9 protein-coding genes are annotated in these 17,421 nt (G+C 39.8%); all 9 read left to right on the top strand.

Annotated features, from left to right (window positions below):
• A partial coding sequence (locus DPX34_RS07480; RefSeq protein ID WP_157964648.1) for a cadherin-like domain-containing protein occupies nt 1–5,474 on the top strand: 5,474 nt, incomplete at its 5' end.
• A gap of 64 nt (nt 5,475–5,538) precedes the next feature.
• The gene (locus DPX34_RS07475; RefSeq protein WP_111977780.1) at nt 5,539–7,689 is read left to right on the top strand and encodes a type I secretion system permease/ATPase; all 2,151 of its coding nucleotides are present in this window, start codon (nt 5,539–5,541) and stop codon (nt 7,687–7,689) included.
• The gene (locus DPX34_RS07470) at nt 7,686–9,119 is read left to right on the top strand and encodes an HlyD family type I secretion periplasmic adaptor subunit (RefSeq protein ID WP_111977779.1); all 1,434 of its coding nucleotides are present in this window, start codon (nt 7,686–7,688) and stop codon (nt 9,117–9,119) included. The genes DPX34_RS07475 and DPX34_RS07470 overlap by 4 nt, the downstream gene beginning before the upstream one ends.
• 44 nt (nt 9,120–9,163) lie before the next feature.
• A complete protein-coding gene (locus DPX34_RS07465) occupies nt 9,164–10,528 on the top strand; it encodes a TolC family outer membrane protein (RefSeq protein WP_111977778.1) in 1,365 nt (454 codons plus the stop codon).
• The gene (locus DPX34_RS07460; protein ID WP_111977777.1) at nt 10,521–11,714 is read left to right on the top strand and encodes an OmpA family protein; all 1,194 of its coding nucleotides are present in this window, start codon (nt 10,521–10,523) and stop codon (nt 11,712–11,714) included. The genes DPX34_RS07465 and DPX34_RS07460 overlap by 8 nt, the downstream gene beginning before the upstream one ends.
• 70 nt (nt 11,715–11,784) lie before the next feature.
• Entirely contained in the window at nt 11,785–13,131 is a 1,347-nt protein-coding gene (locus tag DPX34_RS07455) for a TolC family outer membrane protein (RefSeq protein WP_157964647.1), read from the top strand.
• A gap of 90 nt (nt 13,132–13,221) precedes the next feature.
• The gene (locus DPX34_RS07450; RefSeq protein ID WP_111977775.1) at nt 13,222–13,878 is read left to right on the top strand and encodes a transglutaminase-like cysteine peptidase; all 657 of its coding nucleotides are present in this window, start codon (nt 13,222–13,224) and stop codon (nt 13,876–13,878) included.
• A 12-nt stretch (nt 13,879–13,890) separates the two neighbouring features.
• On the top strand, nt 13,891–15,840 hold the full coding sequence (locus DPX34_RS07445) for a bifunctional diguanylate cyclase/phosphodiesterase (protein WP_111977774.1): 1,950 nt from the start codon (nt 13,891–13,893) through the stop codon (nt 15,838–15,840).
• Nucleotides 15,841–16,067: 227 nt separating this feature from the next.
• Nucleotides 16,068–17,213, top strand: a complete 1,146-nt coding sequence (locus tag DPX34_RS07440) for a MalY/PatB family protein (protein WP_111977773.1) — start codon at nt 16,068–16,070, stop codon at nt 17,211–17,213.
• Nucleotides 17,214–17,421: the final 208 nt, after the last annotated feature.

Genomic DNA, 17,421 nt, shown 5'->3' with positions numbered 1-17,421 from the left:
GCTACACGCCAAACAGTAACTACACCGGCAATGACAGCTTTACGTATACCGTAACCGATGCGGGTTCAGGCGAAAGCTTGACGCAAACCGTGAGTGTGACAGTCGCCGCCGTAACGGATTTAACCGCTGCGGATGATAGCTTCAATGCAACCGAAGATACGGTATTAAACGGCTCAGTGGCCGGTAATGACAGTACGACTTCGGGTGGTACATTAAGCTTTGCTAAAGCAAGCGATCCAAGTCATGGCACGGTGACGGTTAATACCGATGGTACGTTCAGCTACACGCCAAACAGTAACTACACGGGCTCAGATTCTTTCACCTACACGGTGACGGATGCGGATTCAGGTGAAAGCTTGACACAAACGGTCAGTGTGACGGTCGCCGCGGTAACGGATTTAACCGCTGCGGATGACAGCTTCAATGCAACTGAAGATACGGTATTAAACGGCTCAGTGGCTGGGAATGACAGCACCACATCCGGTGGCACATTAAGCTTTGTGAAAGCAAGCGATCCAAGTCACGGTACGGTGACGGTTAATACCGATGGTACGTTCAGCTACACGCCAAACAGTAATTACACCGGCAATGACAGCTTTACGTATACCGTAACCGATGCGGATTCAGGTGAAAGCTTGACGCAAACGGTGAATGTCAATGTTAGTGCAGTGAACGATGCGGCGGTCATTGCGGGTGATGATACCGGCGCGGTGACCGAAGATGCGAGCACACCAAACTTAACCGATACTGGCACGTTGACCATCAGCGATGCGGATACGGGCGAAGCGACATTTGATACCAGCAGCGTCGTGAAAGCGGCAGGCACGTTAGGTGATTTAACCATTACCGAAGCGGGCGAGTGGAGCTACAGCGTGGCGAATGCCAACGTTCAATATTTAGGTGCGGGCAAAACCAAAACCGAAACCTTCACGGTGAAAGCGGCGGATGGCACCGAGCACACGGTTGACGTAGTGATCACCGGCGTGAATGATGCAGCGGTCATTGCGGGTGATGATACCGGCGCGGTGACCGAAGATGCGAGCACACCAAACTTAACCGATACTGGCACGTTGACCATCAGCGATGCGGATACGGGCGAAGCGACATTTGATACCAGCAGCGTCGTGAAAGCGGCAGGCACGTTAGGTGATTTAACCATTACCGAAGCGGGCGAGTGGAGCTACAGCGTGGCGAATGCCAACGTTCAATATTTAGGTGCGGGCAAAACCAAAACCGAAACCTTCACGGTGAAAGCGGCGGATGGCACCGAGCACACGGTTAACGTAGTGATCACCGGCGTGAATGATGCATCTGATATCACCGTAGGGTCGGGTGATAGTGATACGGGCGCTGTGACTGAAGATATTAGCGTCAACAGTGGCAAACTGAGCTCCACAGGCTCCTTGTCGATAAGCGATGCAGATAGCGGCGACAGCCCGGCGTTTAACACCAATGGCACCTTTAAAGCTGTGGGCTCAACAAATGGCACGGCGTTAGGCAAATTAACTATCACCAGTGGCGGCGAGTGGTCGTATGAAGTTGATAACACCAAAGTACAATACCTTGATAATGGCGATACCGTTACCGAGATTTACACAGTAACGGCAACGGATGGCACGACCCATGATGTGACTATTACGATCAATGGCACGGATGATAGTGCGAGCGTGATCGCGTCGAGCAGTACGGTTGCTGAAGCGGGCTTAACATCAGCGGGTGACACGAGTGAAACGGCGACTGGCAGCTTCACGGTGAGTGCATCGGATGGTGTGGCGAGCATTAATGTGGGCGGGACGGATGTTAGTTTAGCTGAGTTAAATGCGTTAAGCGGTACACCGCAAGTGATTAATACTGGCGAAGGCAATATCACGTTAACGGATTACGCTGCTGATACAGGTGTGGTGAGTTACAGCTACACGTTAAGTGCAGCGCAAACCCATGATAAGAATACGAATGACACGTCAATCACTGACAGTATCGCGCTGAGTGTGACGGGTGCGGGGGGCTCAACGGGTACCGGTACATTAGCGATCGCCATTACCGATGATACACCTACGATCACTATTACTCAGCCTGATACGTTGACCTTCACTGATCAGACTATCAATGTCGTTATTATGTTAGATTCTTCAGGATCTATGGATGATGATATGGATGGTAATACGCCATCTTCAGGAGAAAAATCGCGTATTCAAATTGCTCAAGAATCGATTAATAAAATGTTAGATGCCTATGAAAATTTAGGTAATGTAAATGTTAAGTTAATTGAATTTGATGCGACGGCTACTGATCGAGGTTGGATGACAACTGAAGCGGGTAAAACAGCTGTGAATGCAGTTACCCCTGGCGGTTGGACTGACTATGATGATGCACTTAAAGCGTTGGTTGATGATGGTCAATTAAGTAATTCTAGTAATTCAGATGTAGCCGGCGCTAACCTGACGAAAGTGTATTTTGTTTCAGATGGGGTACCTAAAGAAGGTAGTAGTGGCACTGAAGCGCAAGATCAGATAACGGCTTATCAGCAAACTTGGCTAAATTATATTAATAATAGCAATGATGATGCTATAGCTGATGATAAAGTAGGTAGTTTAAGTGTTGAAGTTATTGGTATTGGTAATAGTGTCAGTAATCAATATCTTAATATGGTTGCTCAACCAGATGCTAACAATTCCTCTGGTAACTCTTCTGATCCAGCCGTTAACAACTCTCAAATTGTTACGACTGCCGATGCTATGTTAACGGCCTTATTATCTTCTGTTGAATTAGCATCGCAAGGTAGTGTAGGAACGTTAAACGGTAGTGGTAGTATTTATTATGGGGCGGATACAGACGGTGCATTGATCGAGTCTGTTGTTATTGGTAGTACAACTTATACCCCATCAGATGCGACGGATAATGAAGTTGTTATTAATACGGATAATGGAGGTGAATTAACCTTTAACTTCTCTACTGGTGATTATCAATATCAAATTGATTTGTCGGCTGTTGAAAAGGGTAAGGATGCTTCAAATGCCTCATCTTGGGATAAATCGAACGATACTAAATGGGTATTAACTGAGAGCTTAACAGTCAATATTAAAGATGGTGATGGTGACCCGGCTTCTGATACCTTGATACTTAAAACTGAGTTCCCTTTAAGTTCGTATGATTTAACAGCTGTTGCCAATGTTGACACTGCATCTATAACTGAGTCTGATGGCGATACACCTGCTAATCCATCAGATGCAGAAGTGAGTGGAAATGTTGTTACAAATGATCACATTGGTTTTGATGTCACAGAGCCTGTGACTGGCGTAATTGCTGGTAGTGGTTCGGTTGGTAATGCGGGGGTATCTCAAGCTGTTGTGGGTAGTTATGGTAGTGTTGTCATCAACGCTGATGGTAGCTATACCTATACACTTGATAATGCTAATACCTCTGTGCAGCAACTTAAAAATGGTGAAACATTAACGGAAATTTTTACTTATAAAGTTGAAGATAATTCAGGGGATACATCGACAGCTCAATTACAGATTACTATTAATGGGTTGAATGATTCTATCAACATAAATGATGATACCGCGACTCTTGCCGCTAATAGTACTAATGGCACTGCGGTTTATGATGTTAATGAAAGTAATACCGGTAATGATAAAGATACAGATGGTGATGCTCTCTCGTATCAACTTACAAGCCATACAGACATCTTTACAATTGATAGTGGCACAGGTGAAATTACGGTATTGGATTCAAGCAAATTAATGGCGGGCACTTATAACCTTAATGTTAATACCAGTGATACAAATAACTTTGTAAGTGATATCGATGATAGTGCAACAATAACGATCACAGTCACTAATACTAATCCTGATGCGGTTGACGATCCTGAAGGTTATGATTTGTCACAGGGTAGTGTCGGTGGTTCAAACCTTAATTGGAACGATGTAACGATAACAGCCGTTGATGCAGGGAGTAACTCTGAAGATGGCAATATTGTTTATTATAGTGGTTATAAAGTTGGTATTAAAGGGGATGGAGTTGCAGGTGGTCCTGATGAGCAAATACAATACAATACGTTAACTAATAAATCTGAACAGCTAATCATTAACTTAGATTCTGCCGCTAATACAGGTACGTTTAGCGTAGCCAATATGTATGCAGATGAGGGCGGTTCAGGGAGTCATGAACAAGGCAAATGGACCGCTTACATGGATGATGTCAAAGTAGGAAGTGATACATTCTATAATGCCACGGGTAATACAGGTTCATTTACTATCGATACTAATGATCTGGCATTTAATAAACTTGTTTTTGAGGCTGTAGAGTTAACCGCTGGCCAAAGAGCTGATTCAGATGACTCGTCAGATTATTTCCTATCTAATTTACAAGTGTCAGCGAGTACCAATTATGCGGTCAACCAGTCAAGTTCTACTGGGTTTAAAATTGCTTTTGCTGACTTACTCGATAATGATACCGATATCGATGGTGACTCATTAACTATTACTGGTGTCAGTAACCCTTCTAGTGGCACAGTTGAGATAAATGGTAGTAATGAAGTTATTTTCAAACCTGTCGCGACTTCAACGGGGATTCAAACTTTCCAATACACAATTAGTGATGGCAAAGGTGGTACTGACACTGCGACTGTGAGTGTTTATGTTAATGTAGTTGAAAGTTCAGCTGAAAGGTTATTAAGTGGGCGTAACTTCTACATAGGATCATCTGATGCTGATGATTCGTTAACATTAGATGTAGCAGGGTATGATGTTTATGTCACTTTAGGAGGCGCGGCAACCGGCACAACAAATGACTTATCGGATGTTAGCACAAACGGAACTATCACTACGATACATGATAACTGGGGAACCGCAGGTCAACCTGTATTTGGCATACAATTTGATGATGATACTAAAGGGCTATATGTAGCGGGTGGAGCCGGTTATGATCATTTGACTGGAACAGATAAAAGCGATGTGCTTATCGGTGGTGCAAATGGGCATGGAACTTCTGGTGCTACTCAAGGTGGCAGAGAGGGGGACTTATTAACGGGTGGTGATGGACAAGATATCTTCTTATGGACAGAGGGTGATGAAGTTGATACCGGTGATACAAATAATCAAAATACATTGCAGTTAGCGGAAGATTTTATTACCGATTTCACTCTTGGTAACACCGACGACAGTGCGGTTGCTGGGGCTGATACCTCTGCTTTTAATGCCAATGCTGATATTTTAGATTTGGCTGATTTACTCGAAGGCGTGACTGAAGATGCTGATAATTTGGATAAATATTTAAACTTCACCAAGGATGGTGATGATACTGTTATCTCGGTTAGTATTAATGGTAACTTTACTGAAGATAGCTCTGATGATAACAAAACAGAGATGAAAATTCGGTTAGAAGATGTTGATTTAACCAATTATGGTGGAACAGATGCTGAAATTATTACGCGTTTGCTCAACGATAATCAGTTAAATACCGATAATTCATAAAGTGTAGGGCGTAGTTGCTATGTGAATTTCAACTACGTTCCCTGCCTGGAGTTTTTAATAATATATGGATAATACTTCTCGTCTTAACGAACAGTTAGATTTACAGACTGAACTACAAAATCCGCTATTGAGCAGTTTGGTTTTTTTGACTAAATATTATGGGAAACCCTTTTCTGCACAGGCTTTAGTTGCTGGTTTGCCTTTAAGTGATGGTAAGCTAACACCTGATTTACTTCCTCGCGCAGCATTAAGAGCGGGCTTAGATGCAAAATTAGTTAGGAAAGAAATAAGTGCTATTCCCGATCTGTTGTTGCCTTGCATATTAATGCTTAAGGATGGGCGTAACTGTGTTTTATTATCATGTGATGATGAACAGGCAACCATTGCCTGGCCTGAATTAGAAAGCAGCCAAGATAAAATAACATTAGCTGAACTGACAGAGCTTTACGTTGGTTATGCTTTTTATGTGCGTAAAAAATATCGCTTTGATGAGCGAAGCCAAGAAACATTAGAAACAACACATGGCCATTGGTTTTGGGATACGTTACGCCGATCAATTCCTATTTATCGCGATGCGCTTTTTGCCGCCTTGTTTATTAATTTATTTGCGATAGCTTCACCACTTTTTGTGATGAATGTTTATGATCGCGTTGTGCCTAATCTCGCTGTTGACACCCTATGGGTATTAACTATAGGCATGTTAATTGTAATGGTTTTTGATTTTACATTAAAAGAGCTGCGTTCTCATTTACTGGACTTGGCAGCAAAAAAATCAGACGTTTTGTTATCCGCTAAATTATTTGAAAAAGTGCTAAATATGGGGATGGCACACCGACCTCAATCTGTTGGTGCTTTTGCTCGAAATATTCAAGATTTTGATTCAATCAGGGACTTTATTACATCTGCGACAATTGCCGCGTTAATCGATGTGCCATTTTCAATTATCTTTTTACTTATTATTGCATTAGTTGCGGGGCCTTTAGCGCTTGTACCCATTGTCGCGATCGTGATCATGCTGAGCTATTCGTTTTGGGTAAAAGGCAAAATAAAAGTCGAAGTCGAAAGAGGCAGTCGCTTCTCTGTGCAAAAAAACGCACATTTGATTGAAACCTTAGGCGGTATTGAATCGTTGAAATTGTCGAGTGCTGAGAGTCAATTCCAACAAAAATGGGAAGACTTAGTTGGCCATATAGCAAATTGGAATTTAAATATTCGACGCTATGCAACTTCTGTTTCCGCTGTTAGTGGTTTTGTTACTCAATTATCCACCGTTTTTATTGTTGTTGTTGGTGTGTACCAAATAATTGAGGGTAACATCAGTATGGGGGCAATGATTGCGGCAGTGATGTTAACGGGTCGAGCGCTACAACCTTTTGGGCAAGTGTCTTTGCTCGCAACTCGTTATAACCAAGCTGAATCGGCTTTAGTTGCGTTAAATGAAGTAATGGAAAAGCCGGACGAAAATTTTGAACGTTATTTACATCGTCCTTATATTGATGGCTCAATTCAATTTAGTCAGGTTAATTTTACCTACCCCAATACTGAATACAGAGTGTTAAATAATTTAAATTTTAATATTAAACCTAAAGAAAAAGTCGCCATTATTGGTCGTATTGGTGCGGGTAAAACATCGATTGAAAAATTGCTACTGGCGTTTTATCAACCGACAGAAGGCTCTATTCGTTTAGATGGAATTGATATTAACCAAATTAGCCCCGCTGATTTACGCCAAAAAATTGGTTGTTTACCACAAGATATTAACCTCTTTTATGGTTCTATACGCGATAATATTACCTTAGGTGTGCCACATGTTGATGATGATCGCATATTGCGTGCTGCTCGTTTAGCGGGAGTTACCGCTTTTACTGATATTGATCCAGAAGGGTTAGATCGCCAAGTAGGTGAGCGTGGTGCTTTTTTGTCAGGTGGACAACGCCAATCAGTAGCGCTTGCTCGAGCGTTGCTATTTAACCCGCCTGTATTGGTTTTAGATGAACCGACAAGCCATATGGATAATCAGTCAGAGCAATTTATTAAACAAAAACTTTCCATATTGGCACAAGATAAAACGCTTGTTCTTATTACACATAAATTTAGTATGTTGGATTTAGTTGATCGTATTATTGTGCTTGAGCGTGGCAATATTGTGGCCGATGGTGAAAAAGACAAAGTTATGCAAGCCTTACGAGAAGGAAAGGTGAGGGCGCCATCATGATTGATCGCAAATCTATTCGTACCTTTTTTCGCTTGTTTTTCACTAAGCACGATAGCCAGTCACCAATAGAACAAGGCGAACTAAAATATGTAGATGATCTTAATGCCGCTATTTTATTGCGGACTCCACATAATTCTAAGCATGTAATATACAGCATCGGTTTGTTTATTGTATGCGCTATTATATGGGCCGGCTTTGCCAAAATTGATGAAGTTACTGTGGGGCAAGGTAAAGTGATCCCTTCACAGCAAATCCAAGTGGTACAAAATTTAGAAGGTGGAATTTTAAAACATATATATGTCAAAGAAGGCGATATAGTTCAAATTGGAGAGCAATTACTGACAATTGATGAAACACGCTTTTTATCTGACTATAGAGAGCAAGAAACTCAACGTTTTACTTTAGGTGCACGAGAATATCGATTAAGACAAGAGCTTAATAGTGTTGTCATCAAAATTATCAATAATCAGTCGATTGTTGAAATTAATGACGAGAAACTGTCCTTCCCTAATCTTGATCCCAGTAAACATGCAGATTTAATTAACCGTCAACAATCCATTTATGATGAGCGCATTCGTAATTTACGTAACCAACTGCAAATATTAGAGCAGCAGGTTAATCAAAAGCGCACTGCTTTAGCTGAATTAGAATCACAAGTCGGTTATTTAGAGCAAAGTTATAAACTCGTTAATAAAGAACTTAGTTTAACCCGACCTTTAGCTCGCAGAGGTGTTGTGTCTGAAGTTGAACTGATAAAACTTGAACGCTCAGTTAATGAAGTTAAAAGTCAGCTTGAAGGAGCCAAAATATCAAAGCCTAAACTTGCCGCTGAAATAAAAGAAGTAACCAATAAACGTGAAGAGGTTGCACTTAAATATCGCAATGAAACACAAGAGCGATTACAAGAAGTAGAAGGTAAACTTGGGGGACTAGATGAAACCCTTATTTCACTGCGAGATAGGCTCACCCGAACATTGGTAACATCGCCTGTACATGGTACTATTAAAACGATTAATATCAATACGGTAGGCGGTGTTATACAGCCGGGTATGGATTTAATTGAAATTGTACCGATTGAAGATAGCTTGTTAATTGAAGCAAAAATACTACCTAAAGATATTGCTTTTTTGCGACCTGACTTGACGGCGGTTATTAAATTAACTGCATATGACTTTGCTATTTACGGTGGTTTAAAAGGCAAAGTTGAACACATCAGCGCCGATACAATCAAAGATGATGAAACTGATGAAAGCTATTATTATATAAAAGTAAGAACCGAAGATTCATATTTCGATAAAAATGATGAACCTTTGCCTATTATTCCCGGTATGACCGCATCGGTTGATGTCATTACGGGCAAAAAAACGGTTTTAGACTATTTATTAAAACCGATTATTAGAGCAAAGCAAAATGCTCTGCGTGAAAAATAATGACAGCACAACACAACATACTACAACACATAAATTAGAGAGATATGATGACATTGTTAAGACAAACGGGGATGTTTGCCTTACTGGGTGCATGTTGTTTAGCCCCTTTACAAGTAAATGCCAAATCATTAGAAGAAACTGTGGCCTATGCTTTCAATACTAATCCTGAATTGAAAGAGGTTTTTCATCGTTATAAGTCGACACTTGAAGAGCAAAAAATAGCGGAATCGGGGTGGTATCCTTCCATTGATATCAATGCCAGTATTGGTGCGGGTAAACAAGATACACCTGAATCACGTTTAGGTTCGCAAGGCGAAAGCATTAAACCGTTAAGCTACGGTATTACATTAAGCCAAATATTGTTTGATGGCTTTTTTACATCAGAAAACATCAATCGTACTGAATTTGAAACGCAATCTGAGTTATTTCAATTACAAGCAAGTGCAGAAAATAAAGCGCTTGAAATAACAGATATTTATTTAAATGTATTACGCGATTTAAAATTGGTTGAGTTAGCTGAAAAGAACTTAGTATCGCATCAAGAAATTCATGAACAAATTAGGTTACGCACAGAAAATGGTTTAGGTTCAGCTTCTGATTTGTCGCAAGCGACAGGTCGCTTGGCTCGTGCTCACGCCAATTTAATCAGTGCTTTAAACAATGCGGCTGATACCAAGTCAGCCTTTATTCGTTTAGTGGGTGAGCCCGCTGAAGATTTAACTATTCCTGTACCTGATCGCGTCATGTTGCCCGCATCAGAAGGCTTATTGCTTGATAAAGCGATGTTGAAGCACCCCACCGTAAAATCGGCCATTGCAGATATCAAAGCCGCTGAAGCTCAATTAAGCAGTAATCAAAGCTCTTATATGCCACGTGTTTCACTTGAAGTGGGCCAATCACATACCGAAGACCGAGCTAATGACGGTATTGAACGCGACCAGTTAAGAGCGGATATTGTTGTTAGTTACAATTTGTTCCGAGGCTGGCAAGACAGTGCTCGTGAAAAACAAAATGCCTATCAAATCGAACAAGCAAAAGATATTAAATATTCGGCTGAACGTCAGGTTATAGAAGGGGCTAAGTTTTCTTGGAATGCTTATGACTTTATCAAAAGACAATTAGAGTTTTTGCAGTTACATGTCGAACAAAGTTTTTTAACGCAACGTGCCTATAAAGAGCAATTTGAGTTGGGTCGTCGTACCTTACTTGATTTACTCGATACTGAAAATGAGCTGTTTGAAGCGAGACGCAACTTTGTAACGGCTGAAAAAGAATATATTCAAGCTCACTATCGCATATTTAATGCCATGGGCGATTTACTCACCAGTTTACGTATTCGAGGTGAGGAATACTGGCAAGATGCCGCGAATGAAAGTTTGATTGAAGAAGAGATAGCAGCAAATGAATAAAATTTTAATAATCGTTATCGGTTTTGTATTAGCGGGCTGCTTAAGTACCCCTAAAATTGATAATTGGCAGCCTATTACTGAAGAAAATGCCAAAAAATTAGTTGATCACGACGACGACGGTGTGATTATGGCGCGTGATACCTGTGATTTAACCACAACGGGCCGTGATGTTGATAACGATGGTTGCTCGCCTGAATCGACAAAAGATGTTTTATTTGAACATAATGTTGATTTTTTACAGGGTAAAACAGAGTTACTTGGCTCGCAAGTACCAGAATTTAATTATTTCATTGAAAGTTTAGATAAATCAGAAAAGTGGAATATTTTAATTCAAGGTTATACACATAATAGCGGCGACATGCTTTATAACAAGGTGATGGCTAAACGCAGAATGACTTGGGTTGCTAAACAAATCAGTAGCCAACTAGGTGAGGATTTAAATGATATTAAGTCAAGATTGCTGGATGGTGAAAAAGTCAGTGAGGAATCGACATCAGCGAGTGTAAGTGAAGATGCAACTGATGATGCTGATAACGATGGTGTGCTCGATTCTCAGGATAAATGCGAAAACAGTGATTACCGTTACGTTGTTGATTTACACGGTTGTACGGCTTATGAAAATAAATTAACAACCCACACACTCACGGTACGTTATCCAAGAGGCAGTGCAGCGATCGATCCTATCTATGAGCCTAAAGTGAAAGAATTAGCTGATTATATTGCTAAATATGACGTTGAAAAAGTCGACGTTTTTGGTCATACCTCAGCGCCTGGTTCTGCTAAATTTAATCAGCGATTAAGTGAAAAACGGGCTAAATCGGTTGTTAAAATGTTAATTGATGAATATGGCGTTGATGCAAAAAAATTAACCCCGATTGGTAAAGGTGAAAGTGAGCTACTTGAAACCGCGCAAACCAAACAAGCAAATGTGCTTAATCGCCGGGTTGAAATTACGTTATCTGAAACGTTAAAAGTTGAGATTAAACGCAACTTAGGTATTGCTGATGCAGATGAATTAAATAGACGTGTAGTCGTATTTGCCCAGTCTTCACAGTTGGAGTTTAAAGACCGTTGGCATATTTTTATTATGGAAAATAAAAAGAATAACGAGCAAGCGGTGGGTAGCGATGCGAGTGAATGGGAATATCAAGACATTGATGAAAATTCAGAAGCTGCAGGTTGGTAGCTTTATTTAAAGCAGTGATTGTTATTTACCGTTACTGCATTATTTCTAGCAAAAATTTAAGAGAATGGTCATGAACTCTTTAAGACAAACTTGGATGTTTGCCTTACTTAGCCTCAGTTGCTTAGTATCATTTAATATACATGCTAAATCTTTAGAACAATCTGTTGCGGTTGCGTTTAATACGAACCCAGATTTAAAAGAAGTTTACCATCGGTATAAATCCAGCATTGAAGCCTACCATATTGCGCGATCAAGTTGGTATCCAGATATAAACTTGCAAGCCCGTATGGGTGTTGGTAAGCAAGATACTCCTGAAACACGCTTAGGCTCGCAAAATGAACGCATTAAGCCTGTCAATATTGATTTAACTCTTAATCAAATCTTATTTGATGGCTTTTTTAATACTGAAAATGCCAATAGAGCTGATTTTGAGGCGCAATCAGAATTGTTTCAACTACGCGCTGCAGCAGAAAATAAAGCGTTGGAAGTCGTTACCGCTTATTTAAATGTATTGCGCGATATTTCTTTAACTAAATTATCTGAAAAAAACCATCAAACGCATCAGCTAATTCATCAAAAAATACATGATCGAATGACAAATGGTTTGGGGTCTACATCTGATTTATCTCAAGCGACAGGGCGTTTAGCTCGAGCTAAAGCTAACGTATTAAGTGCACAAAACAATTTAGCTGATTCAACGGCTGTCTATCAACGATTAGTTGGTGAACAACCAGAAGAGCTAGTATTACCCGTGCCAGATGAAGTTATGCTGCCAGCTTCTAAAGCATTATTACTTGATAAGTCGATGCTAAATCACCCAATTGTTAAATCAGCTATTGCCGATATTAAAGCCGCTGAAGCACAAATCGCAACGCGTGAAAGTAATTATTTACCTCGTCTTAATTTAGACGTATCTAAAAGAATGACGCAAGATAAAAATAATGAACTGATTGAGCGAGATATATTGCGTGCAGATTTAGTGGGTAATTATAATGTATACCGTGGTGGCCAAGACGCTGCACAAATACGCCAAAGCCATTATCAGCTGGCACAAGCTAATGAAATTAAAGAATCAGCTGAGCGGCAAGTCATTGAAGGCGCAAGTTTTTCATGGAATGCATTTAGTTTTATAAAAGAACAACTTACGTATTTAGAATTGCATGTTGAGCAAAGCTTTTTAACACGCGAAGCTTACCTAGAGCAGTTTGAATTTGGTCGCCGAACTTTACTTGATTTACTTGATACCGAGAACGAGCTTTTTGAAGCCCGGCGCAATTTTGTTAATGCTGAAACTGCTTATATACAAGCTCAATACCGGTTATTTAACTCAACAGGTGAGTTGCTGACGAGTTTAAGGATCCAAGCTGATCGGTATTGGACGGACACACCTGAAACACAAATTGCGTTAACCGAATAATCATGATGATAGCTTAAACTGCACTATAATTAATTTATATTTTAGTTGATGAATTAGACGTAATGACAAAATCGCCACGAGGATCATGCAATGAATAGCTTATGCAAGTTACTCGTGTTGGCGATTGTCTGCTTTTCAATTTCCCTTTCCCTTGCACAACCTAAGTTAAATCTAGATAAGCTACTTAAATTTGTTGGCATTGAATATGGCGACATGGCACAAAAACGCGTGGTAGCTTGGCGTAATATTGTTGATAACAGCCAACACTTATCTGAAAGAGAAAAACTGGAAAAAGTGAATCGTTTTTTTAATTTGTTTGATTTTGTTGACGACTTAAAGCACTGGGGTCAAGAAGATTACTGGGCAACCCCGATTGAATTTATTGGCACTAAAGCCGGTGACTGTGAAGATTTTTCTGTCGCTAAATATTTCACATTAATAGAATTAGGCATACCTATTGATAAGTTAAGACTGACTTACGTTAAGGCGGTAAAACTGAATCAATTTCACATGGTATTGGCTTATTATCCAAAACCTAAATCAATTCCGATGATCCTCGATAACATTGATGGGGCAATCAAACCTGCCCATAAACGCAAAGACTTATTACCTATTTTTTCGTTTAATGGTCAAAAATTATGGTTGAACAAACAAAAAGGTAAAGGTGAAGTGGTTGGTGGATCAGAGCGGATCGACAATTGGGATAATCTTGGCAAGCGTTATCAACTTGATAAATTTATGGAATAAAGGTACTTATTTATGACACTGTTCCGACAACTTCTAATGGTTATTGTACTTAGCTTTATGGCTAATTTGATTGGTGTACTGTGGTTGCAGTTTGAATCAACTCGTGACTATTTAACGAACCAATTAGAATCTGATTTAAACAATACGTCGACGTCATTAAGTATGGCATTAACTCCCTATTTAACTGATGGCGATGCGGTTTTAGTTGAGTCGACGATTAATGCTTATTTTGATGGTGGTTATTATGAAGAAATTAAAGTTGAGATTTTAACAACTGAACAAACAATCACTAAAAAAATTCCAGTCAAGATCAATGGCGTGCCGAGTTGGTTTGTCGATTTGATTTCAATTGAAGTACCTTCTATTGAAACAACTATTACTGATGGTTGGTTACAAGCCGGAGTGTTGAGTATTAAAGGGCATCCCGGTTTTGCTTACAAACAGTTATGGGATGCTTTTTTAGCCATGTCATCTTGGATAGGCAGTTTGTCATTAGTATTAATTATGTTTGCATCGGTAGGACTTAATTTAATCTTAAAACCGTTAGAATCAATTCGTCGTAAAGCGCAAGAAATTCAAGAACGTAAATTTGGTGAGCCATTAAAACTGCCTAAAACGCGTGAGCTAAGTGCAGTTACCCATGCGATTAACCAAATGACAGCCAAACTAAAAGAGCAATTTGAAGAAGAAGCTCGTTTACACAATAAGTTGAAAGAACAAGCTTTCCAAGATGCGACGACAGGGTTTGGTAATCGGGCTTTTTTTAATCGTCAGTTACAAGCTTGGTTATCGGATGATCACAGTGGTGGCGTTGTTTTTATTGAATTATTAGGTATCGATGAAATCAATAAAAAAGATGGTTGGAATAAACGTGATGACGTGATTAAAAGTGCGGCTAACTTTATCGACACGACTTTTAATGATGAATCGGGAGCGGTTAAGTGCCGATTATCAGCCCATGAATTTGCTTTAATTCTTGATGGTTCAGATGAGTCGCAAATTGTCACCCAACTAACTGGGCTTGCGGCAAACTTGCAAGCCGCCAGTTACCGTGAAAACTTTTATCAAGAACGTATCTTTAACATTGGTGCTGTGCATATTACGGCTGAAGCAAATAATGGCGAAGTATTATCCTTAGCGGATAATGCGATGCAGCAAGCCAGAACGGAAAATTCTGGCATTTTTGTTCTTGAGCAAACCGATCAACAGCAAGACAAAATGGCTAAATTAGACATAAAACAAGCCATTGAAACCGCCATCGAATCTTCTGCTTTAGGTTTTACACGGCAACCTGTTTATTCTTTCGAAAAAAATAAAAAACCAGTGCATTTTGAAGCTTATGCCAAACTCAATTTAGAAGATATGGGGTCGGTAAATGCCGGGATGTTTATATCCGTATTAGACGAATTTGATTTAGGTGACCGTTTCGATAAAAAAGTGATCGAGTTAGTTATCCAGCATTTAAAAAGTGGTTCAGAGCAAGTCTATGCAGTCAATTTAACCGCATCAGCATTAAAGAGTGATGAGTTTATCGCTTGGATGATTAATGCCCTTAGATCTATCCCCGCTTACGCTAACCAAATTTGTTTTGAGTTTACCGAAGAAAGCGTTATTTATAATCGTGAAAAAATTGAGTTTATGTGTGCACAATTTGCGGCACTTGGCGTGCAATTTGGAGTTGATCGAGTTGGCCGTAATTTCTCGTCTTTATCTTATTTGCAATCGCTGCATCCTAATTATGTGAAGATAGATCATGCTTACACGCAAATGGCGCTAAGTAGTGATAACGACGCTTACTTCGTCGGGTCACTGTGCACAACTATCCATAATTTAGATGTTGATGTAATAGCAACACGCGTTGAAAATGAAGAACAACTTAACATACTAAAAGAATATCACTTTGATGCTTACCAAGGCTTTATTTATAAGCCAGAACCATTTGAAATCGGTAAACGGTCATAATTTTATTGATATGATTTTGTTTATTAAAATATAAGAGTAATGCGCCAAACTCATCGGTTTGGCGTGTTTATTTCTCTTAGCATTAGTGTCTTTACCTTATCGTTACTTTATTTTTGTGCCCATCCTCTCAACTTTGATTAAATGTTTTATCTGTCGTTGAAATATCGTATCTTGCATTCGTTTGGGTATAATCTACTTATTATTTACAAGTTTAAAAAAGGGCTAACATGTCGTTTGATTTTGATCACGAAATAGATCGTAAACCAACTCATTCATTTAAATGGGATAAATACAAAGGCCAAGACATTTTGCCAATGTGGGTCGCCGATACAGAGTTTTCACCACCACAAGTTGTATTAGACGCGATTATTGAGCGCACACAACATGGTCCGTTAGGTTACACGTTACCTTATGAAAGTTTGAATAAAACAACCGTAAAATGGATAAAAGATCAACATGGATGGGATATAAAGCCAGAATGGTTAGTTTGGAATCCTGGTGTTGTGCCCGCATTTAATATTGCTTGCAAAGCTTTTTGTGAAGAAGGCGATCGTATTTTAGTACAAACGCCAAACTATCCTCCGATGCTTAAAGCGCCAGAGTTGAATAAGTGTGAATTGGTTCGTGTGCCGAGTTTATTAGCCGATGGACGTTACTATCTTGATTTGGATGCACTCGCAAAACAAGCTGCTGATCCCAAAACGAAGCTATTCTTATTTTGTAATCCAATGAACCCTTGTGGTTCTGTACTAACAGAACAAGAGTTACAAAAAATAGCCGATATTTGTGCGGCTAATAATGTGGTTATTTGTTCGGATGAGATCCATTGCGATTTAGTTTTAAATGAAAATACCCCGCATATTCCAATGCCAACAATAAAAGGGGCTGAAGATAACTCGTTTAGTTTAATGGCCGCGAGTAAAACCTTTAATATTGCGGGTTTAGGGGTGTCATTTTCAGTGATCCCAAATAGCAAACTGCGTAACGCTTTTCGCAATGCAGCGATGGGTATCGTACCTTGGGCGCAAGTATTAGGTTTGGTGGCAACCGAAGCGGCTTTTGCGCAAGGGCACGCTTGGCATTCAGCATTAATAGAATACTTACTTTCGAATCAAGCTTACCTCTATAACGAAATTAATGCGCTTAAAGGTCTAAGTATGGTTAAGGCTGATGCGACTTTCTTAGCTTGGATTGATTGCTCAGGTTTAGGTCTCGACGATGTACAAGCTTTTTGGGAAAACGCAGGTATAGGCCCATCGCCAGGACGAGACTTTGGTGAACCTCAATTTGCGCGTATAAATTTTGGCTGCCCACGTTCGCATCTTGAAGAGGCTATTACTCGACTTAAAAAGGCGATATTAGCTTTAGGGTAATATGTATAAATAATGCGTTAAATTAACCAACACTTGGTTATATAAACCAAGTGTTGTTTTTGTTTTTTGTATAAGTACTTGTTTTAGCTGTTTTTTATATAATTGGCTTATAAGTTGCTATTATTAACCCAATGATAAATTCATAATTTTATAAACAACGTTTAACGTTAATGCTTAAACCAAGGAGATGTATCAATGGGCGTATTTG

The sequence above is a fragment of the Algibacillus agarilyticus genome, assembly GCF_003286125.1.
GTDB lineage: Bacteria > Pseudomonadota > Gammaproteobacteria > Enterobacterales > Alteromonadaceae > Algibacillus > Algibacillus agarilyticus.
The sequence above is the reverse complement of the archived record's forward strand: the minus strand, read 5'-3'. Positions and strand labels throughout refer to the sequence as shown.

What these genes read in the sequence shown, in the direction of transcription:
- DPX34_RS07475 (WP_111977780.1), top strand. Translation starts at nt 5,539, where the DNA reads ATGGATAATACTTCTCGTCTTAACGAACAGTTAGATTTACAGACTGAA.
- DPX34_RS07445 (WP_111977774.1), top strand. Translation starts at nt 13,891, where the DNA reads ATGACACTGTTCCGACAACTTCTAATGGTTATTGTACTTAGCTTTATG.
- DPX34_RS07450 (WP_111977775.1), top strand. Translation starts at nt 13,222, where the DNA reads ATGAATAGCTTATGCAAGTTACTCGTGTTGGCGATTGTCTGCTTTTCA.
- DPX34_RS07455 (WP_157964647.1), top strand. Translation starts at nt 11,785, where the DNA reads ATGAACTCTTTAAGACAAACTTGGATGTTTGCCTTACTTAGCCTCAGT.
- DPX34_RS07460 (WP_111977777.1), top strand. Translation starts at nt 10,521, where the DNA reads ATGAATAAAATTTTAATAATCGTTATCGGTTTTGTATTAGCGGGCTGC.
- DPX34_RS07465 (WP_111977778.1), top strand. Translation starts at nt 9,164, where the DNA reads ATGATGACATTGTTAAGACAAACGGGGATGTTTGCCTTACTGGGTGCA.
- DPX34_RS07470 (WP_111977779.1), top strand. Translation starts at nt 7,686, where the DNA reads ATGATTGATCGCAAATCTATTCGTACCTTTTTTCGCTTGTTTTTCACT.
- DPX34_RS07440 (WP_111977773.1), top strand. Translation starts at nt 16,068, where the DNA reads ATGTCGTTTGATTTTGATCACGAAATAGATCGTAAACCAACTCATTCA.